The organism is Hydrocarboniphaga effusa AP103, from assembly GCF_000271305.1.
GTDB classification, from domain to species: domain Bacteria; phylum Pseudomonadota; class Gammaproteobacteria; order Nevskiales; family Nevskiaceae; genus Hydrocarboniphaga; species Hydrocarboniphaga effusa.
This window is the reverse complement of record NZ_AKGD01000001.1, coordinates 669,164-688,989: the sequence shown is the minus strand read 5'-3', so window position 1 is coordinate 688,989 and position 19,826 is coordinate 669,164. Positions and strand designations below refer to the sequence as shown.

Genomic DNA, 19,826 nt, shown 5'->3' with positions numbered 1-19,826 from the left:
ACGGGACGAGCGGAAGCCGATGTCGAACTTTGCCGGGGCTCGTTCAGGTTTCGGCCGCTTGCCCTATGATTCGACAGGATTTTTACCATCCAGACAGTCAGGAGCGCGCATGGGCCTGAGCCCGCGGCAGAAGCAGGTTTTCCGCGAACTGGCGGCCGACACGGCCGGCATCGACATCGAGGTCTACGAGCGGTACGGCAAGGACCCGCTGGAGCCCGTCGTCGGCCTCGGGCCCGACGATGCGCGCGTCGGCTTCTTCGGCCGCGATCCGGGCCGCGACGAGGTGCAGCACGGCGAGCCCTTCATCGGCGCGGGCGGGCAGCTCGTGCGCAAGGCCCTGTACCGGCGCCTGCACGATGGCGCGGCGCTGCCGAGCTTCGAGGCTTCGCGCGAGATCGGTCGCGACTTCTTCTGGGCCAATACGGTTCCGTACAAGCCGGTCGGCAACAAGGCCTGGTCGACCCGCATCAAGCAGCGCTTCCAGCCGCCGATGGCGCAGCTGCTGGTCGAGCAATGGCGGGGCGAGGCGCTCGTCACGCTCGGCCGCGAGGCTTTTCTTTGGTTCGGCCTGCTGCAATCGCGCGAGACGCGCGATCGGCTCGATGCGTTCTGGCTGCGCGAGGATCGCTTCACGAGCTCGATCGCGATCACGCTCGCCGCGCCTTCGGGCAAGGCGCGCGAGCTGCAGCTGTATCCGCTGCCGCATCCGTCGCCGCTCAACGCGACCTGGTACGGACGCTTCCCGGGGCTGCTCGATGCGCGGCTCGAGCAGCTCGAAGTCGGCGCGAAGACGCTCAGGATGCGAGCGTGAAAGGCTGACGGTTCGGGCGCAGTGCCTGGCCGCCCGGAAAGGTCTTCTCGAACCTCGATCCGGTCGTATCGAGGCGTGCGGTGCTGATGGCTCTCGGCCGCAATTTTTCGTCGGCAACCACAACGTTCCTCTCGGCCGCGCGACTCCATTGGGGGCCTGTAATCACTGGCTTGGCCGTTGGCGTAGAGTTCCTGATCCGCGCGACCTGATTCGAATTGCGCGACGATCGCAGCTATCGAGCGGAACCAGAAAACTGCAGGAGTGCCCGTGAAAGACACTGCCGAAATTCCGATCTTTCCGCTCAATACGGTGCTCTATCCGCAAGGCGTGCTGCCGCTTCGCATCTTCGAGACACGCTACGTCGACATGACCAAGGCCTGCATAGGCAACGATGAGGTCTTCGGCGTCTGCCTGATCCGTGAAGGCCGCGAAGTGGGCAGCCCGGCGACACCCGAGATCTGGGGCTGCACGGCGCGCATCGTTCAATGGGAGGTGCCGACGCCGGGCTTGTTTTCGCTGGTGACGCACGGCGAGCGGATCTTCTGTATTCGCGAGCGTTACACGACGCCGAGCGGACTCACGCGTGCGCTCGTGCAGTTCGCGGCGCCCCCGGATCCACAGCCAGTGCCGGCGCGCTACAGGGCGCTTGTCCGGCTGATCGAAGATGCCTCGCTGCGGGTCGATCCACGCGTATGGGCGGCGCCGATGCGACCGGACGATGCAGCCTGGGTGGCCTGGAGGCTCGCGGAGTGGCTGCCGCTGCCGTCAGCGGCCCGGTTACGGCTGCTGGAACTGCGTGATGGCGCGGAAATGCTCGCGCTGGTGGAGCGGCATGTCGGCAAGGCATGAATCTACAGAGCGTTCGCGCTGCTGAGCCAGATGCGAGGAGCGAGCGTCGGCATCCTAAAAAAAGGAACATCCAACCATCGAGGCGGGCTCGCCGATGGCTTCTGGGTGGACACTCCCGAAGCAGGGTTCGCTGGCCGGCTCGGTTGCGCCGGATGGGCGCTATGATACTATTAATCAAATGTTACACAAAAAATGTATCATAAATAATAGTAGTTATATTGAGCCATGTGAACGAGGTCGTCAGCGGAAGTCGTCGGCACTGTCGCAGGCACGGTGCGTGACGTCATCGGCCCACAGGAGGAGACCAGTGTGTCCAAAGAATGCCAATCGGTTTGCACGGATGCGGCCGGGGCCCGTCGGGCTCCTGCGGTGAGCCCTCCGGCTTGATTTCGCAGTGGTTGGCGAGCTCGGTCGGCCGATCGGCGGCATCGCCTCACGGCCGGCCGATTGCCCGAAAGGCACGATCTGGAGCGCTCGCTTCGATGACTTGGCTGACTAGAGGACTCACCTTTCTGGCGCTGGTGACGGTGGCGATCGGCGCGTGGTCCGCCGATCCGAAGGCGGCAGGCTCCAAGCTCGATACCGCAGTGGCCGAGAAAGCCTGTGAAGCTCGCAAGATCCCGTCGAAGATCGACGGGGCGCCCGATGCATTCGCTGACTGCGCCGGTGCGCCGGTCATGGTGGCACTCCCGGGCGGAGGCTTCCTGATGGGGAACACGCTGGGAACCGGCTCGGCCTACGAGAAGCCACCGCACGATGTGCAGGTACGCGGTTTTGCGATCGCCCGCTACGAGGTCACCCGATCCGAATGGGCGGCCTGTATCCGCGCCGGGGGATGTCCCGCCCTCCCGTCGGAGGCGAGCGACGCATTGCCGGTGACTGACGTGAGCTGGGAGCAGGCGCAACTTTACATCCGGTGGCTCTCTCAGCGGACCCGGCACCGCTATCGGCTGCCGACCGAAGCCGAATGGGAATACGCCGCGCGCGCCGGCACGGTGAGCCAGTATTCCTGGGGCAGCGACGGCGAAAACCTCTGCCGGTATGCAAACGGATTCGACGCCTCGGGGCGCCGCGCCAACCCGCAGTGGTACTGGGGCTCCGAATGCGACGACGGCAACGCCGGTGCCGGGCGCGTCGGCCAGTTTCCGCCCAACGCCTGGGGCTTGCACGACATGCTCGGCAATGTCTGGGAATGGGTCGAGGACTGCTGGCACAGCGACTACACCGACGCTCCGACCGACGGCAGTGCCTGGGTCGAGCCCGGCTGCCCGAAACGGGTGAACCGCGGCGGGGGCTGGGGCAACCCGGCGAGTTCGCTGCGCATTACGAATCGCGATGGTGATCCGGCCAATGGGCACGGCGACGGGCTCGGGTTCAGGGTTGCACGCGATCTGAGCCCTTGAGGGCGCGAAGGAGCCGGCAAATGATCAAACCGAACCGAGTTCTCGCCGTGGCGATGCTGCTGGTGTCGAGCGATGCCTGGAGCGGCGTTGCGGAGCGCACCTTGAGTCTGGAGCTGACCGTCGACGCGACTCAGGATTGGCGAAACGAGCTTCAATGGAGCAAGGCTCAGACTCGGCAGCATTACCGCATATCGACGCGGCTGCGCTCGGATGGCCGCCTGTACGCCGACAACCTGCTGGATCCGGATCCCGCGCGCAGGCTGGACATCAAACAGGACTTCTATACCTACCAGGGCCTGCTGGAACTCAAGCGGGAATTCGGCGGACGCCTTCCGGACGCCTCCCAGGTCAAGGCGGAAATCAGCTCGGCGACGCTCATCGGCAGTGAGGCCTGCGTTCCCGGAACGGCTTGCCCGAGCTCCAGCCCCCAACGCTACACCGCTATCGCAGCGCTGCAGTCGAACACGCGGCAGCAGCTCGAGAGCTTCATGCAGTCCTACGAAAAGCCGGGCGGGCGTTGGCTCTACTTCACCGGATATGCGGGTTGCCCCAACCAGATCGACCTGCAGTATCGAGCGCACTTCGCCGGCCAGCAGGCGTTCGATCACAAACGCAAGAACCTGCAGCCTTTCGAGATGGATCGGCAGGCTACGACTCAAGGCAGCGAGGAAGACAAGCGCAGGCTCTGTGATCGCTTCGTGATCACCTACGACACACGGGCCGGACAGATGTACCTCGAGAACGTGTATTGGCCGGCGCTGATCGGCACCTCCCAACGCAAGACCAACCGCGGCATCGAGCAGAGCCAGGTGGAGCTGTCGCCGCCCACCGAAGTCATGGGCTGGGTTTCGGCCCAGCTGGAGAAGGCGCTGCCGTCAGGGCGCCGCCAGGCACCGTTGCGTTTGACCTTGCCGCTCGACGGCAATTCGACCGTACTGGGCCAGTTCGATGGGCCTGCGATGGTTAGCTTGTCGTGGGACTTCCACTGACGGCGCGCGTGCGGTCCCGCCAAGTCCCGAAAGCTCGGCAGTTCCTGGCCTGCCGTGGAAGCTGAGCTGAAATGAAGGTGCTTTTGGGCTGCGTCCCATTATGATGAGGCGTCATTTCCTGGCGGGAATCGCGCGCAGAACGCGATGGAGCGCTAGACGGATGCTGGACGGCCCCAAGCCCCTGCATCCGGCATCGAGAATGCCGACGTAGTCATTATCGGCCTGTATCAGGTCTTCGCCAGAGAGCGAAGCGGTGACGAAAACATAAAACATACGAGGAGCATGCATCATGAACCGGAGCATGGCGTCGGCTTACGACGGCGGTTCGGGTCGATCCCAGAGCAATCTCTGGGGCGACCCGTCGCAGCGCGGATTCTCGCGTTTGACGGTCACCAAAGGCTTGGTCCGGGCGGGGTTTCCCTGGCTCGAATATGCCGAAGTGCCCGAAACCGATTCTGGTTCGCAGCCCCGTGAGTTTCGGCTGGCGGAATGTTCGCTTTCGATCGTCAAGATCGAGCCGGGCGATATCACCAAGCCGCGGCAGATGTTCGCCTCCTCGCCGGGATCCGGTTTCGTTTGCGTGGTCTGGCCGATCGAAGGGCCGATCGTGGTCGTCCAGGACAACCAGGAATGCTCCGTCGGCCGGCACGCCCTGACATTCTGCGACGCCTCGCGGTACTGCGGCATCCGGCCATCCGCCGGTGCGACGTTCGCCGTGTTCACGGCTCCCCACGACTGGATTCCGGATTGGCCAAAACTGAGCCGCGTCGTGTGTGCTAAACGCCTGCGCGACCGGTTTACGGTACGCGCCGCATTGGAAACGCTGTTCGCGGGCTCGCAGGATGCCGGCGTGATCTCCGATGCCCAGCACGACCTCGTGGTTGAATCGATCCGCTGGCGGCTCACTGCGACACTGGCGCAGTTCCAGCGCGATCAGGCGCCCAAGCGCCGTCCGAACGACCGTTTCGAACGCGCCAGGCAAAGCATCGGCGAGCAGATCTCCAACCCGGACTTGAACGCGGACGACATCGCGGCGTCGCTGTTCATGTCCAGGCGCGCCTTGTACCTGCTGTTCAAGAAGCACCAGATCACGCCCGCCGAATTGATTCGCGACGTGAGACTGGACAAGGCTGCCGAAGAGCTGCTGGTCACGGACTGCTCCACGCGCAAGATCACCGACATCGCATTCGATTTCGGCTTCTCCGATTGCGCGACGTTCAGCCGCTTGTTCAAGCAGCGCTTCGGCACCACGCCGACGGAGTTTCGAGCATCGGCCGGCCGCTCCGCGCCGATCGATGGCGTCAATGCCGAGCCGCGCATTTCCTAAGGGCCAGCGGCGCCGAACGACGAGCGAAGCGCGGGCCAGGCGCATCGCAATCCCGATGGCTGCTTATTTGCACGCGGCGTCAACCGTGGGTGACGCCGCTTTGTTAAATCTGTAGTGCCTGGGGCCAGATCGGCGCGGCGACCGGCTAACGAAAAAGCTTCGCATCTCGGGCACTTCGTGGTGCCCTGGCGATCGAGACGAGGAGGCGGGATCGATGGATCGACTGTGTTGGGTCGTTGTCTTGCTCTCGCTCACCTTGCTTGGCTGCGCACAGGCGCCTGAGAAGTCTCCTTTCACCGGCTTCTACAAGGGCTATGACAGTTGTCGCCAGGAGTTCGCGGCGGCCGACGCTCGCATCGCCGGAGCCGGCGTGGGTAATGCCGAGTATTTCCGCCCCCCGGGCTTTCCGTATTTGCGTACCGATCGAATGCTGGCGTCGTTGCGCGGCGAACTCGCCGACCGCGACGCAATCTGGGAATGGCAGCGGCGCATGCGCGAACTCGATCGCGAGCTTCGCGAATACGAGCTCTACAACTTGAACCTCAACGACTACGACCGCGCCGTGCTGCGCGATCGCCTCGCCGATTGCGGCCGTGTCCTTGCCGACGTCGAACTCAAGAACGACAGGAACTGGGAACGGCTGATGCGCGTGGTGCAACCGGACGACGACTACTCGACGGTCGCACGCATCCTCGGGCTGCATGCCTTGACGGCGGCGGCAAGAACGCCGCGCCTGAGGGCGGAACGCGACGCCTGGGTCGAGGCTTATCGCGCGCCTCTTCCTGCCCAGACCGCTGCGACGTCGCGGATCTGGACTGCCCGGCCGACCGAAGACTTCCTGGAAACGGCCGCTTCGGATGCGGTCGAAGTCAACGTACTCGGTTTTCCGGGTTTGATCGGATCGGGATGGCGTGCGCTGGCCTATGCCCATGCTCCGCGTCTTCGGATCGAAGGCACGGACGGTCATGACGTTCCCTCGCGCCTGCGGTATGGCGGCGCTGTGCTCGAAGCGGATACGTCGCTGCCCGCCGTTTACTACCACTTGGGCTATACGCGGTTCGGCGGTCAGACTCTCATCCAGGTTTCCTACTACGTCTGGTTCGCCGCGCCCGACGAGACCAGGACCGGTCCCGTGGATGGCTTCGTCTGGCGGGTGACGTTCGATCCCTCGCTGCGGCCGCTGGTGTACGACAGCGCGCATGGATCGGGGCGCGATCATCGCTGGTATCCCGTGCAGGCGCTCGATGCGCGGCGCTCCGGTGCAGATGTGGAGCCTCAGTTCATCGCGCCGACGATGGCCCCTGAATCGGCGGCGACCTTGTTGCTGGCGAGCGGTTCGCACGCGGTCCGGCGCGTCGTTCCGGAAGCGCAGGCACAGCACGCAGCGGCCGGCGAGTACGAATTGCTGCCCTACGAAGAACTCTACTCCCTCGAGACCGCCACCGGTTCCAGGCGCAGCGTGTTCGGACCCAACGGCGTTGTGAGGGGCTCGCAAGGCCGTGATCCGATGATGGGATTTTCGAGTGGCGTAGCCGACGCGGGTGCATTGCGCCAGATCGGACACATGCCGATCGCCAACAAAGGCAAGCGGCATTGGGACGACCCCGATCTGCTGGGGTGGGCCTTCGTCGATCCGGTTTGGCCGAAACGGGCGGTGCCGGAATCTTCAGGCCAAGGGCAGGCGCGCTTGCCGCAGCCGGACGCGGCTGCGTTCATCGTCGGCAAGCCGGCCGGGTCGAGTCGATAGTCTTCGCCGGCCGCGCGCCGGCACGACGAGTGTCCATTCGCCGTCCCACTGCAGCGGTGGCGGCGTATAGATACGCCGATAAGTGCGCGCGAACCGTCGACGGCCCGCGGTGTGAATGCATAACGACTGCGCCGGGTTTCGCGAACCGAATCCAGTCGGCCTTCGCTGACGAGGCGGGCAGCGGTGGCCCGCGCCAGACGCCCGTTGACGCCGAAGGCCGCCATCAGCTCGATCATTTCACCGAGCCACATGCCGTCCGTGCGAGGCGTAATGGAACCGCCGAAGGCCGAAATGATCAGCGACTCGGACTTGGGTTGCTCTTCCCCGAGATAACGCTCGATCCGGCTGTTGACGGGCCCGCATCCGGCCAGCATGGATCGCCCCAATCAGAATTCGCCGCGTATCTCGGCGACATGAAGCTGCCTTGTTGAACGATTGGCGCGCGCGGATTCGAACGCGCTGGAACCCCGGAATCCGAAGCGCTTCGGCGCGTCATGCCGTTGACGAACAGTGGCTCCGGATTGCGTTTCGGAAGCCGCGCCGATCGGTGCAATGACAGGCAAGAGTTTGCACGCGGAGACAAGCGGACCTGTGTGGTGCTGAAGAAAACTACGGAGGAAGGTCGCCGTACGTGCATTCGTGGAGAACGGCGAATCTCGAGGAGACAGACGGTCCAAGCGGGCAAGCCGATGTAGTGGCCAGCCGAGTCCGGACTGCGTCGTATGTTCGTCCAGAACTGCGAGCCCCGGGGGAGATCCGGGCTCGCAATCTGAATCGTTATAGAAAAAGGAATATGGATAACTTCCGCGCCAAGATCGCTCGCTGGGTCATCAATTACCGCGCTGCGGTCGGACTGTTCTTCATCGCCATCACCACGTTCTTCGCGATGGGGATGGCGCACGTGGACATCCGGACGATCTTTGCGGACCTGCTGCCCGCGGACGATCCGTTCGTGCAGACGTATGCAGATCACCCGAACTTCGGTAATCCGCTGACCGTCACCATCATGATCAAGCGCTCGGACGGCCAGAAGATCTACAACGCCGAGACGCTGCGCAAGGTGTGGGACCTGACGCGCGCGGTGGACTTGATCAATGGCGTCGACCACGATCGCATCATCTCGATCACGACCGAAAAGGCGAACTACGCCGAAGCGACGCCTTTCGGTATCGAAATGCAGCCGCTGATGGGTGACCACGTGCCGACCTCGCCGGAGGAGCTCGCCGACCTGCAGCGCAAGGTCGAACTCTCGCCGATGGCGCGTACCTATCTGATCTCGGGCGACGAGACGGCGACGCTGCTTCGCGTGAGTTTCCACGAACGCCAGCTCGACTACGGCAAGGTGTTCGAAGCGCTGCGCAAGCTGACCTCGGAGGCACAGGACGACAAGCACACGATTCGTCTGGTCGGCCAGCCCGTGCTGACGGGCTGGGTTTACGAACTGCAGCATCAGACTTACATCATCTTCGCGGTGACCCTCGCGCTGCTAATCCTGGCGCTGATCTTCTACATGCGCAACGTGACCGGCGTGACCGTGCCGATCATCTGCAGCCTGGTGGCAGCGATCTGGGGCTTCGGTTTCGTGGGCTGGCTGCAATCGCCGATCGAGCCGCTGCTGATGGTGGTACCGCTGCTTCTGGTGGCGCGTTCGTTCTCACACTGCATTCAGTACACCGAGCGCTACTACGAAATCTACGGACACCTGCGTGATCGCTTGAAAGCGTCGGAGGCGACGCTGAGCTGCATGATGGCGCCGTCGGTGCTCGGCATCATGACCGACATCATCGCGATCTTCGTCATCGGCATCGCGCCGATTCCGGCAATGCAGCGCTTCGCCCTGTTCTGCGGTATGTGGGCGGTGTGGCTGATTCCGACCGGCGTGATCATGATCTCGATCCTGCTGTGCTATCTGCCGGCGCCGAAGAACATCGACGCGATCGTCGGTGGAGAAAAGGAAAAGGGCATTCACAAGCTGCAGAAGGATCTGCTCGGGAAGATGGCCGGACTGGTTCACGGCAAGACCGCACGAATCACCGCGCTCATCGTGGCCCCGCTGTCGCTGCTGGGAATCTACATCTCGTTCCAGATCGCGATCGGCAATCCGGTCGAGGGCAGCAACCTGCTCTGGCAGGATTCCGAATTCAACGTCGGCGTCAAGGACATCAACGATCACTTCCCCGGCGTGAACTCGCTGGAAATCATCTTCGAATCGAAGGACCCGGACAGCCAGCAGATCCGCGCCGCGCGTACCGAAGAGGTCTATCGCCTGTCCCATGCGATCCAGCGTTCGGTGGAGAACAGCGATCATCCTCCGCGCATCTCACGTTCGTTCCCCGACATCATGGAAGAGGGCAACCGCCTTTACTCCGGTGGACATCCGGCCTGGCTGCCGCTCGACCCGAACGATCGTGCCGTGAGCGCTGCAGGTACCGCCGTCGCCTTCGGCCAGAATCCGCTGAACTTCTCGGACATGGTCGACTTCCACTATCAGCATTCGACGGTGTCGCTGTTCTACCGCGACAACAAGCAGGACACGGTGAACGGCGCACTCAAGGTCGCCAAGGAAGCGGTGGACTCGATCGGCCTGGATCATCAGTACACGCGTATCCGCCTGGCATCCGGAACCATCGCGCTGCAGGAAGCGATGAACAGCGTCGTGCACCGCTATCACTGGATTCTGGTGGGCCTGTGCTGCGTCGCGATCTTCATCATCGCCACGTACGCTTACCGCAGCTTCATCGCGGCCCTGATCCTGCTGATTCCGACCCTGCTGTCGAACTTCCTGCTGCTGGCCACGATGCACATGATGGGCATCGGTCTGGACATCAATTCGGTGATGGTGACGGTGCTCGGTGTGGGCGTGGGTATCGACTACGGCATCTACCTGCTTTCGCGCATCTGCGAAGAGTATTCGCACCAGGGCGAAGACTGGGGCCGCGCGATCACCGAGGCGATGACCACCACCGGCAAGGCGATCATGTTCACCGCCACCATCATGCTGATCGGCATCCTGCCCTGGTACTTCCTGTCCGATCTGAAGTTCATGGCCGACATGGGCCTTCTGTTGGCGGCCATCATGCTGATCAACATGGTTCTCGCGCTGATCGTGCTGCCGCTGCTGGTCTGGCTGATCAAACCGCGCTTCGTCACCCGCACCGATCTCATGGTCGGCGAGGGAATCGATCTGGAAGCTTTCAAGGCTTCGATGGGCGAACCCAGCGGCAAGGGCCCTTTCAATGAAGCTTCATTGAGCAAGTAAGCACGCTCGCCCAAGCAAGAGATGTCTTCGGAGCCGTCGAGTCCGGCGGCTCCGAAAAGATAGGTTTTTACCAGGCACAAGAAGCATTCACGTTTTCGACTAGGAGGAATTTATGCGTATCCGTAAGTACGACTTCAATTACGGTCGCCGCAAAATGATGGAGAGCGTTGCCTATGGCCTCGGCGCGGGTGTGCTGATGCCGTTGGACAAGGTTCTCGCTGCGGAGCAGTCGATCACCAAGGCATATCCAGACGAACTCCTTTCGATCGAGGCTCAGTCCAAGGGCAAGGTCAAGGTTGGCGACACCATCACCAAAGACAACGTCGAGCACGTCAAGCATCTGCTCGATCCGGGTGTGTACGAGCAGGTCGCCGGCATCGAAGGCCGCAAGATCCGTATCAAGGCACCGACCCTCGACCCGCGTGAGCTGGTCAGCGGCGACTATTACGAAGCAACGCTCGCCGACATCAAGTCGGGTCACCACGGTAAATTCGACGCCAACGGCAACGTGGTCGACGAAAACGGCAAGAAGTGGCAGGGCGGTCTTCCGTTCGTCAATCCGAAGAGCGGCGTGGAAGTCTGGGCCAACATGTGCATGAACATCGGCCGCGCGGACAACGCCTGCTACGTCATCGAGCAGAAGGACTACGGCGCGACCGGCAAGCAGGAATATCACTACAACTTCCAGTGGGTCGAGTTGAACAGCACGGCGCGCGCCGATCGCAAGCTGTTCCGCGGCCTCGAGAACGAACTGCGCCGTCAGAGCGTGTACTTCGCGGCCGGCCCGGACGTTCGTGGAACTTCGTTCCTGAGCGTCTGGAACTACGATATGCGCAAGATTCCGGATCTCTACGGATATCTGCCGGAGTTCCGGCGCGTGCGTCAGTTCCCGGCCAACCAGCGCTTCGAGCCGCTGGTTCCCGGTGCGGTCTGGTTCCTCAGCGATCCCTGGGCAGCCGGCGACCCCTACCTGACCTGGGGCAACCACAAGATCGTCGAGCGCAAGCCGATGCTCGGTCCGTGGGCCTCCGACTTCTCCAAGCACGACGACAACTGGGAACCGCCGCGTCAGAAGGACAATCCCAAGTTCTTCGACGTGCCGTATGAAATGGCGCCCGAAGTGATCGTCACCAGCTGCGAGCCGACGGGTTATCCGCGTTCTCCGGTGTCCAAGCGCGTGGCCTATGTGGACGTGCGCAACGGCATGGCGGCCAGCAATATCCGTTATGACCGCCAGGGCAAGCTGTGGTCGAACTTCGAAATGGCTCACGGCCAGTTCAAGGGTGGCGGCAAGGATGGCAAGCGTCTGATCGTCGGCGCCGACGGCAAGAGCCCGGCGTGGTCGTGGACTTATGTGCACATCTACGACTTCCAGAACCGCCGCATGTCGCTTTGCAATCACAGCAAGGGTGCCGCAGGCGTGGAAGCCCGTTTCAATGCCGATCCCGATTGGCTCTTCGACACCTACTGCACGCAGCAGGCGTTGCAGTCGCTCGGTCGCGCATAAGTTGTCTCATGACCTGCCGTCGCCAGCCGGCGGCAGGTCATGCGTGCATAAGAAAAGATCGTTAAAAGGCGGAAGGGGACATGAACCGAAAACCACCGGCGTTTGCCTTGATCGGCTTCGCCACGGCTCTCGCTGGCGCCGCGTTCGCGGCAGCCAACCATTCAAGCGATTCAGCAGCGACAAGCGGGAACGCGATCTTGATGCAGGCGACGCCGCATGATCGCCTGTTTTCGCTGACTTTCAACGGAAGCAATGGCTTGGCCGTCGGAGATGGCGGCATGGTCATGCTCTCGTCGGACGGTGGCAAAAACTGGACTCGAGAAAAGGCGCCGACGGATCTGGCGTTGATCGACGTGGCCAGCAACGGATCGCGTGCGATCGCCGTGGGGCAGATGGGCTTGATCTTGATCCGCGACGGCAACGGCGCCTGGCGGAAGGTCGAGAGCGGTACGCAGCAACGCCTGCTTCAGGTGGATGTGAATGCGCACGGAGTAGCGTACGTCACCGGTGCTTTCGGTACGCTGTTGAAGTCGACGGACGGCGGCGAGACCTGGGCCTCCGCCGCTCCGGAATGGGCCAAGATCTACGATGGGGGCGCGGGTGACGATGCGGTGGTCCGCGACGAGCCGACCAATTGGGTCGTTCGGGTGGGCGACGACGACAGCGTCATCATCGGCGGCGAATACGGTCAGCTCATTCGTTCGGCCGATGGCGGCGGCACTTGGCAGACCGTCTTCAAGCACCCGTCCAGCCAGGGTGCGATTGCTCCGACCATCTTCACCATGGCGATCCGCAAGGACGGCGTTGGCTACGCGGCCGGCCAGTCCGGTTTCGTCGCCACGACCACCGACTCGGGCCTGAGCTGGCAGGAATTGCCGGCGCCTGCGTCGAGCAACCTGTTTGGCGTCGATTCGTTCGCCGATGGCGAGGTCGTGGTGGTAGGCCAGCGCGTGGGCATGCGGAGCAAGGATGCCGGCAAGACCTGGGAGCCCATCGGCGGCCTGGATTTGAACCTCAACTGGTACACCGCGGTGGCTCACAGCGACCAGGCGGCAGCGGGTGAAGTCATCGGCGTGGGGCACAGCGGCCGCGTGATTCGTCTCGTTCCTTAGAAAAATCTCTAGAAATTCTCAGTAAAAGATCAGTGCGGTAGGGAGACACATTAATGAAAGTGTTTGTCAGGAAGTCGATGGTGACTGCGGTTTTTGCTGCATTCGCCTGCAGTGCGCCGGCCCATGCCCAGGAGGGGGGCGATACCGACGGTTTTCTAAGCAGTCTGTGGAACAAGACGACGTTCAATGCGCTCGTTCGTGCCGATTTCTCGTATCGCACGACGAGCTTTCAGAACCCGTACAACCAGAATAACATGCCGTTCCAGGACGTCGACGTCCCGCGACAGGCTTATGTTCCACCGGCATTGAGCACTGGCCTCGTCAACAACGCGCTTGGCGTGCTCGGACTTCCGGGCTTGAACATCGCACAGCCGCTCGACTGGAACGTGCCGATCCCGGGCTTCTCCGACACGGTCAAGCGCTCGGATTTCATTCCGCAGAACGATACGGAGTACAACTACAACACGCTCCGTTTCACCGGTGAAATGGACACCAAGTTCACGCAGAACCTGCGACTCAATATCCGTCTGCGTGGCATTTACGACCCCGAGATGTACGACCTGTTCGACGCGAATGATGTCTCGGGTCTGCAGGGCGGCATCAAGGGCGGCGGCGGCGACCGCTACGCCGATACCGGCAAGGCCAATCTCTTCGAGGCGAAGGGACGCAACGGTCGTAACCTGAACCCGCTTGAAATCGCGGGCCGCAATTACATGATCGATCTGCCGACGTTCATCGTGAATTACAAGACGGGGCCTTTCGACTTCCGTTTCGGCAACCAGCAGATCGCATGGGGGCAGGCGATCTTCTTCCGGACCTTCGACGTCGCCAACGGGCTCGATTATCGTCGCCATCTCGTCATCGACCGTGCGATCGAAGAGTACGAGGACGAGCGTGTTTCGAAGATCGCGCTACGCGGCACGATGCAGGTCACGGACACGATGATCGCCGATGGCTTCGTCGGCAAGTTCCAGCCGGACATCGTCGGCAACCCGAACACGCCCTTCAACGTGGTGCCGGCCCAGTTCTATCGGCCTCTCGATAACTACTACACGGGCAACTACGATACCAAGATCGACTATGGCATCCGCATGAAAGCGGACTACGGCAATTGGGGATACCAGGCGATGGCGGTCAGGCGCTACAACCCGCTCGGTGTCTTCCACTGGACGGAAAGCGGCATCAACGACGGCCTCTACGGCGGCTTGCTCGGCAACATCGTTGAGAGCGCTTACGCCCTCAAGCTGCCCAATTGCGGGGCGCTGTATAACCCCTCGACATGCCGAATGTACGGCAGCGTGGGAGAAGCACTCTCTCATACGCCGTTAACGATCGCGCCCGCCGGCGTCTATAGCGCCAAGGAATGGTTTTCGTCGGCAGCGGGAGTTCGCCTCGATGGCTTCGATATGGTGAATACCATCATCAAAGAGTACCCCGCCTTGCAGGATGTGTTCGCCAGCGAAGTTCAGGATCCCGAACAGACCGCACATCTGCTCAACACGTTCTTCCTCGGCGCCGGAGGCAGTATCCGGGGCAACGTGGCTCGCGATTACTACCGCGAAAACGTGTTCGGAGTCGGCGGAACCTACGTGACTTCGGCGGATCCGAGTTCATTCCTGGATTCCATCATCCTGAACCTCGAAGTCCAGTACACGCCGCAGCGGGCCTATACCCGCCCCGATCTGTCGTCGAATCCGATCAAGTCGGATGAATTCATCTTCACGGCCGTGGCCGAGAAATGGTATCGCTACACCCAGGCGTTCCCGGCGGCCTATCTGGTCTTTCAGTATCAGCACCGAACCGACAGCGATCTCGTTGGCCTGAATCTTCGCGGATACGGCGGCAATGCTCGCAACCAGGAGTATCGCCCGTCGGATGGCCTGGGGAGCGCGGACTACTTCGTGTTCGCGGGCTTCCAGCCGACGCCGAACCGAAAGTTCATCTTCGAGTGGGCCTTTCTTCTTGACGCGGAAGGTGGCCTGCTGGCGCAGCCCAACGTGCGCTGGAATCCCGGCAACGACATCTCGGTCGACTTGTTCTACAACTATGTAGACGCTGGCGCCTGGGGCAGCGGCCGTTCGACGCTGCAGCGCGCGTTCGACTATGCCGACGAAGTGGCGCTTCGCTTCACTTACACGCTGTAAGACGCTGTAAGAGCCCTGTAAGGATCGACCGCCATCGGAAGCGCCGCCCAGCGATTCGCAGCGACGCTTTCCGATGACGGTCGTGACGAGAATGGTCCGGCACTCCTCTAAGCCGGTCCCTGTTGCCAGCCAGACAAGCTCCGCTGGCCTTTTTCTTCGAGTGTGTCGGTGGCGATAGACGCATGCACATAGGCAGATACGACCGAGGCTACAGCCGCCGAAAGTTCCTGGCCGACGCCGCCACGGGTGTGCTGTCGACCGGCGTGCTGATGCCGTTGTCGAAAGCGATCGCCGACAAAGGCGACATCGCTGCCGCCTATCCCGCCGAGTTGCTGTCGATCGAGGCGTACACCAAGGGACGCATCAAGACCGGTGATTTCATCACCGACAGCAACGTCGAGGCGGTCAAGGATCTGCTCGAGCCGATCCGCTATCGGCAGATCGTCGAGCAGGGCCGCAAGCTGAAAGTCGCGGCGACGACGACCGACGTGATGAAGACCTCGCCCTGGGAATACGTCGAGGCCACGCTCGCGAACGCGGGCAAGGCGCGCTTCGATGCCAGGAGCAACGTCGTCAACGCCGATGGCAAACCCTGGATCGGCGGCAATCCGTTTCCCGATCCGAAGAGCGGGATCGAGCTGTTCGCTGCGCAAACCCTGAGCTGGGGCCGGCACGACGCCTCGTTCTACGCGATCAACGTGAGCGAGGTCGACGCGGACGGCGCGGTTCGCTTCGCCTATGCGGGCGGCTGGGCCGAGCTGTCGCCGATCGGCCGCGTGGTGATGGATCCCAAGCCGTACTGGCCCGGGCACGAGAACCTGCTGCGCTATCAGAGCGTGTTCTTCACCAAGCCATTTACGTTCAGGGGCACCTCGTTCCTGAGCATCTGGGATTACGACCATGGCACGTTCCCGAGCCTGTACACCTACGTGCCGGAGTTTCGGCGCGTTCGGCAACTGCCGAGCGATCAGCGCTTCGAGCCGTTGCTGCCGGGTTCTTCGTTGTATCTGTCCGATGCCTGGGCCGCGGGCGATCCGCTGCTGACCTGGGGCAACTACAGGATCGTCGGACGAGGCCCTTTCCTGGCCGGCATGTCGAACGGCTGGAACGCCGAGCATCCGAACTGGGAACACAAGACGCATGGTGGACCGAAGGGCAACACGTTCTGGGATTCGACGGTCGAGCTGATCCCGGAAGCCATCATCGTCGAGGCCGAGCCGGTGAAGTTTCCGCGTGCTCCGATCTCGAAGAAGCACGTCTGGTTCGATGCGCGCAACCAGGTCGTCGTCGGCATGGTGACTTACGATCGGCAGGGCAAGCCGTATCGTTCTTTCGATGGCGCCTACTCGGTCTACGAAAGTGGCGGCAAGCGGGTGATGGACGGCAAGCATCCGTACTGGAGCTGGACGCATGTGACCGCCTCGAACATCCAGAGCGGCACGGTGACCAGGTTGGAGCAGGTCAAACAGATCGAGGACCATCGCAGTCGCGCAAACGACCCCGCGATCTACAGCCGCTATTTGACACAGAGCGCTCTGCAAGGACTCGGCACGGCTTGAAGCGGCGTTCCAGGAGGAACCGAATGATCCAGACCAGCGTGATGTCCTGGGGTGGCTCCGCCCACTGGCTCGAATGCCCTCGCCATCGGCGGCGACCGGTCCCGAAGCCGTCATTGATATCGCACGGGATGCAGAGGCTGATCAGGCGGTATCTCGGCGTGAGCGCTTGCTTGCTGGCCGGCGCTCTTGCAGCGGCTCCGGCGTCAGCGGCCGATGATCGCTGGGTGATGACGCTATCGTGGTCACCGCAATACTGCGAGCAGCACAAGGCGTCGACCGAACCGCAATGCACGGGAGAGTTCTACCTGGTGAACTTCGGTCTCCAGGCCGCCAGGAAAGTTGGCGATGCTGCACTGGGCGACTCATGTCCGAACGTGGAGCTGCCGGTGACCGAAGAGGATCGCTGGATGTGGACGGTTCCGAATCGGCAGCGAATCCGCTACATATGGTATCAGCAAGGTGCCTGCACCGAACTCGGCCTGGCTGCTTACTACGCCAAGATGGACTATGCGAGCCGGCGGGTCGAATTGCCGCCGGAATTCGCCGGCATCGAACGTCGAGCATCATTGCGTTCGGCCGACGTGAAGGCTTCGTTCCTGGCCATGAACGCGAACATGAGTGACGACAGCATCGAACTCGAGTGCGAGGCACGATGGCTGTCCGAGGTCCACGTTTGCTTCGACGCGGAAATGCAGTTCGTGCAATGCCCGAAGAAAGGCAACTGCCCGGAGCAAATCTGGCTGCGGCCGCTGCGCCCGGATCGCAAAGGCGCCGGAACCGAGATCTTTCGTTGAGCGTGCGCGGGTCAACGACAGCCCGGCAGGACAGGTCGCGCCTGGCCGTGCAGCGAACAGGGCCGGCGACGACCCATCGTCATGGATGCCGCAAGCCTTTCGACTTGAGTCGATAGGCCAATTGCGGGCGCGTGATGCCGAGCATGCGCGCCGCCGCCGACAGGTTGCCATGGGCACGCGCCACCGCGCTTTTGATCAGCGTGGTTTCGATGTCGTCGAGCGACATGGTGTCGGCGCCTGCGGCATCTGCTGCGTCGCCGCGCAAAAGTGCACTTACCTTGCGCGAGATACGGTCGAACGCTTCGTTTCCGGAATCACCGTTGAGTTGATCCATCGCGGCAGAGGTACTCAAAATCCCTGCATTGCCGATGCCGAACAAGCTGCTGTCCGCGTATTCTCCCCTGGCAAAAAGGTGGCCGACGTCGATGGCGCCACCGTCGGGCGCGAGAATGACCCCGCGCTCTATCATGTTTTGCATCTCCCGGATGTTTCCCGGAAACGGATAGGTCAGCATGGCTTCTATCGCGCGCGCGGTGAAGCCCAGCACATTGCGTCCATGGCGCGCGGCGAATTTGCGCAGGAAATGATTCATGAGAACCGGAACGTCCTCGCGGCGATTTCGCAAAGGCGGCACGACGACCGGAAAGACATTGAGCCGGAAGTAGAGATCTTCGCGGAAACGTCCCGCACGCGACTCTTCCTTGAGATCCAAATTCGTTGCAGCGACCACGCGGACATCAACGTGCCTCGTTTGGGCCCCGCCTACCCGTTCGATCTCGCCTTCCTGCAAGGCGCGAAGAAGCTTGCCCTGTGCCGTATGGCTCAGGATGCCGATCTCATCGAGGAAAAGCGTGCCGCCGTCGGCCCGTTCGAAACGGCCCGGGCGGGTCTGCGTCGCGCCTGTGTAGGCACCGCGCTCCACGCCGAAAAGTTCGGCTTCTATCAGCGATTCGGGAATGGCTGCGCAATTGACCGCGATGAAGGGACCATCGGCACGTTCGCTGATGCGGTGGAGTGTGCGTGCGAACACTTCCTTGCCTACTCCGCTTTCGCCCAGAAACAACACGGTCGCTCGCGTCGATGCTACGCGCTTCACCATATGGCACACCGCGTTGAACCCTGCCGAGACGCCGACAACCGAATCGTCCTTGAAAGGAGCTGCGGCGTTCCTCGCGTCATCTTCCGACGATCGATCCTTACTCGAGACCCCGCCGGTGAAGGTCTGCGCTTTCAGGAAGCGCCGATCGTCGTCGGCCTCCTCGCCCCACTCGTCGGCGGGCTTGCCGATGATGCGGCAGCTGTCGTTGCCCATCGCCCTGCATTCGATCTCCCGGTACAGGACCGGCTTGCCCATGAAGACACTGGTATAGCCACAGGCATAGCCGATCTGCATCCAGCAGACGGGCTCTGCGCCGATGCCGTAAATCCGGACATGCTCCTCGTCTTCGGACGCATTGCGCCAACGGAATTCACCGTAATAGCGGCCTTTTTCGATATCCATCTCGAGTTTGATCGGCTCGACGGCCACCAGGCCTTCGAGCATATGCAGCTGCGGGCCGACCGCGAACATATCGGTCAGTGGCGCATCCGGGCGGAAACGTCGAGCCAGCTCGGCGTCGTGAGCGCCGGAGTTGTATCCCATGCGAGTCAGCAGGCCGCGCGCCTTCTCGATCCCGAGGCTCTCGATGAGTTCTCTGCGGAGCACGCCCATCGCGGTCGCATGCAGCATCAACATGCGTTGATCGTGAAGCCAGATATGCCCGTCTTCCGGCGAAAAATGCAGCCTGGACAGAAGGTCGGCGATACCTGGATAGCGAATTTGATCGACTGTCGCGCTGGGGTGCGCTGAGGGCGGACGGACAGGCGCGGGCAAACCGCTTTCATCCGAGTTCATGATCAATTTCTGGTTTTCCTTATCGCGATCCGGACAAGTCAGTGGCATGTCGCCGGCTCGGCCGTGCTCGTCTGTCGAACTCGACCAGCTTGAACGTTCGGGTCTCTCCGCCTCGTTGTGAGTGCGAAATAACTCTTCTGCGCCGCAGAAGAATCATATCGTCAGCTTGAGGCCTGGCAAGGCGAATTGTGCAAAAAAAAGCCCTGGGCTTCGACACATTCACTCGTGGCAGGTATCGGAGGAGCCATCGGGTCTTCGCGATGAATCTTCGTCTCCGATGCACTGGTGCACTTCCGATGCCCCTCATTTTTTGCACTGCACCAAGTCGCCAAGATGCCGAATCGTACTGGCAGTCAAACCCGCTGCTCTGAGTCTGATCATGCGTTTTCAAATCGTAAAGTGGAAGAGGGAAACGAAGATTTTTTTAATCA

Annotated in this window: 13 protein-coding genes and 1 pseudogene; 12 read left to right on the top strand and 2 right to left on the bottom strand. The window is 62.1% G+C overall.

All coding sequences use genetic code 11. The annotated features are described in order from the left end of the window. Nucleotides 1-109 precede the first annotated feature (109 nt). From WQQ_RS03055 to WQQ_RS24810, 6 genes are all read left to right on the top strand, one after another. Nucleotides 110-811 (top strand): uracil-DNA glycosylase family protein, encoded by a 702-nt coding sequence (locus tag WQQ_RS03055; RefSeq protein WP_007183588.1) that lies wholly within the window; start codon nucleotides 110-112, stop codon nucleotides 809-811. A 267-nt stretch (nucleotides 812-1,078) separates the two neighbouring features. Beyond that, on the top strand, nucleotides 1,079-1,660 hold the full coding sequence (locus WQQ_RS03050; RefSeq protein WP_007183586.1) for an LON peptidase substrate-binding domain-containing protein: 582 nt from the start codon (nucleotides 1,079-1,081) through the stop codon (nucleotides 1,658-1,660). Between the two features lie 482 nt (nucleotides 1,661-2,142). Next, entirely contained in the window at nucleotides 2,143-3,063 is a 921-nt protein-coding gene (locus tag WQQ_RS03045) for a formylglycine-generating enzyme family protein (protein WP_050997552.1), read from the top strand. A 20-nt stretch (nucleotides 3,064-3,083) separates the two neighbouring features. Next, nucleotides 3,084-4,052 carry a hypothetical protein gene (locus WQQ_RS03040; protein WP_007183584.1) on the top strand — a complete coding sequence of 323 codons (969 nt, stop codon included), beginning with the start codon at nucleotides 3,084-3,086 and terminating at the stop codon, nucleotides 4,050-4,052. A gap of 289 nt (nucleotides 4,053-4,341) precedes the next feature. Further along, nucleotides 4,342-5,379, top strand: a complete 1,038-nt coding sequence (locus WQQ_RS03030; protein ID WP_007183583.1) for a helix-turn-helix domain-containing protein — start codon at nucleotides 4,342-4,344, stop codon at nucleotides 5,377-5,379. A 214-nt stretch (nucleotides 5,380-5,593) separates the two neighbouring features. Next, a complete protein-coding gene (locus WQQ_RS24810) occupies nucleotides 5,594-7,126 on the top strand; it encodes a hypothetical protein (RefSeq protein ID WP_007183582.1) in 1,533 nt (510 codons plus the stop codon). A 119-nt stretch (nucleotides 7,127-7,245) separates the two neighbouring features. Here WQQ_RS24810 and WQQ_RS25175 read toward each other — a convergent pair. Continuing rightward, a pseudogene (locus WQQ_RS25175) lies at nucleotides 7,246-7,500 on the bottom strand (phenylacetic acid degradation operon negative regulatory protein PaaX); the annotation flags it as partial. Nucleotides 7,501-7,919: 419 nt separating this feature from the next. Here WQQ_RS25175 and WQQ_RS03020 point away from each other — a divergent pair. From WQQ_RS03020 to WQQ_RS02995, 6 genes are all read left to right on the top strand, one after another. Then, entirely contained in the window at nucleotides 7,920-10,385 is a 2,466-nt protein-coding gene (locus tag WQQ_RS03020) for an efflux RND transporter permease subunit (protein ID WP_007183581.1), read from the top strand. Nucleotides 10,386-10,497: 112 nt separating this feature from the next. After that, nucleotides 10,498-11,892 (top strand): DUF1329 domain-containing protein, encoded by a 1,395-nt coding sequence (locus WQQ_RS03015; RefSeq protein ID WP_007183580.1) that lies wholly within the window; start codon nucleotides 10,498-10,500, stop codon nucleotides 11,890-11,892. Nucleotides 11,893-11,972: 80 nt separating this feature from the next. Further along, nucleotides 11,973-13,004, top strand: a complete 1,032-nt coding sequence (locus WQQ_RS03010; RefSeq protein WP_007183579.1) for a WD40/YVTN/BNR-like repeat-containing protein — start codon at nucleotides 11,973-11,975, stop codon at nucleotides 13,002-13,004. Between the two features lie 53 nt (nucleotides 13,005-13,057). Beyond that, complete coding sequence (locus WQQ_RS03005) at nucleotides 13,058-15,148, top strand: DUF1302 family protein (protein WP_157534483.1); 2,091 nt, start codon at nucleotides 13,058-13,060, stop codon at nucleotides 15,146-15,148. 182 nt (nucleotides 15,149-15,330) lie between these two features. Further along, complete coding sequence (locus WQQ_RS03000) at nucleotides 15,331-16,707, top strand: DUF1329 domain-containing protein (RefSeq protein WP_040452891.1); 1,377 nt, start codon at nucleotides 15,331-15,333, stop codon at nucleotides 16,705-16,707. A 23-nt stretch (nucleotides 16,708-16,730) separates the two neighbouring features. Continuing rightward, nucleotides 16,731-17,501 (top strand): ribonuclease T2 family protein, encoded by a 771-nt coding sequence (locus WQQ_RS02995; RefSeq protein ID WP_007183576.1) that lies wholly within the window; start codon nucleotides 16,731-16,733, stop codon nucleotides 17,499-17,501. Nucleotides 17,502-17,580: 79 nt separating this feature from the next. On the opposite strand, the gene WQQ_RS02990 is transcribed toward WQQ_RS02995, so the two are convergent. Then, nucleotides 17,581-19,443: a sigma-54-dependent Fis family transcriptional regulator gene (locus WQQ_RS02990; RefSeq protein WP_007183575.1), complete on the bottom strand. Its 1,863-nt coding sequence runs from the start codon at nucleotides 19,441-19,443 to the stop codon at nucleotides 17,581-17,583. Nucleotides 19,444-19,826 lie beyond the last annotated feature (383 nt).

Bases quoted from the DNA above. Each gene is read 5' to 3' on its own strand.
- WQQ_RS03055 (WP_007183588.1), top strand. From the start codon at position 110: ATGGGCCTGAGCCCGCGGCAGAAGCAGGTTTTCCGCGAACTGGCGGCC.
- WQQ_RS03045 (WP_050997552.1), top strand. From the start codon at position 2,143: ATGACTTGGCTGACTAGAGGACTCACCTTTCTGGCGCTGGTGACGGTG.
- WQQ_RS03040 (WP_007183584.1), top strand. From the start codon at position 3,084: ATGATCAAACCGAACCGAGTTCTCGCCGTGGCGATGCTGCTGGTGTCG.
- WQQ_RS03030 (WP_007183583.1), top strand. From the start codon at position 4,342: ATGAACCGGAGCATGGCGTCGGCTTACGACGGCGGTTCGGGTCGATCC.
- WQQ_RS24810 (WP_007183582.1), top strand. From the start codon at position 5,594: ATGGATCGACTGTGTTGGGTCGTTGTCTTGCTCTCGCTCACCTTGCTT.
- WQQ_RS03020 (WP_007183581.1), top strand. From the start codon at position 7,920: ATGGATAACTTCCGCGCCAAGATCGCTCGCTGGGTCATCAATTACCGC.
- WQQ_RS03015 (WP_007183580.1), top strand. From the start codon at position 10,498: ATGCGTATCCGTAAGTACGACTTCAATTACGGTCGCCGCAAAATGATG.
- WQQ_RS03010 (WP_007183579.1), top strand. From the start codon at position 11,973: ATGAACCGAAAACCACCGGCGTTTGCCTTGATCGGCTTCGCCACGGCT.
- WQQ_RS03005 (WP_157534483.1), top strand. From the start codon at position 13,058: ATGAAAGTGTTTGTCAGGAAGTCGATGGTGACTGCGGTTTTTGCTGCA.
- WQQ_RS03000 (WP_040452891.1), top strand. From the start codon at position 15,331: ATGCACATAGGCAGATACGACCGAGGCTACAGCCGCCGAAAGTTCCTG.
- WQQ_RS02995 (WP_007183576.1), top strand. From the start codon at position 16,731: ATGATCCAGACCAGCGTGATGTCCTGGGGTGGCTCCGCCCACTGGCTC.
- WQQ_RS02990 (WP_007183575.1), bottom strand. From the start codon at position 19,443: ATGCCACTGACTTGTCCGGATCGCGATAAGGAAAACCAGAAATTGATC.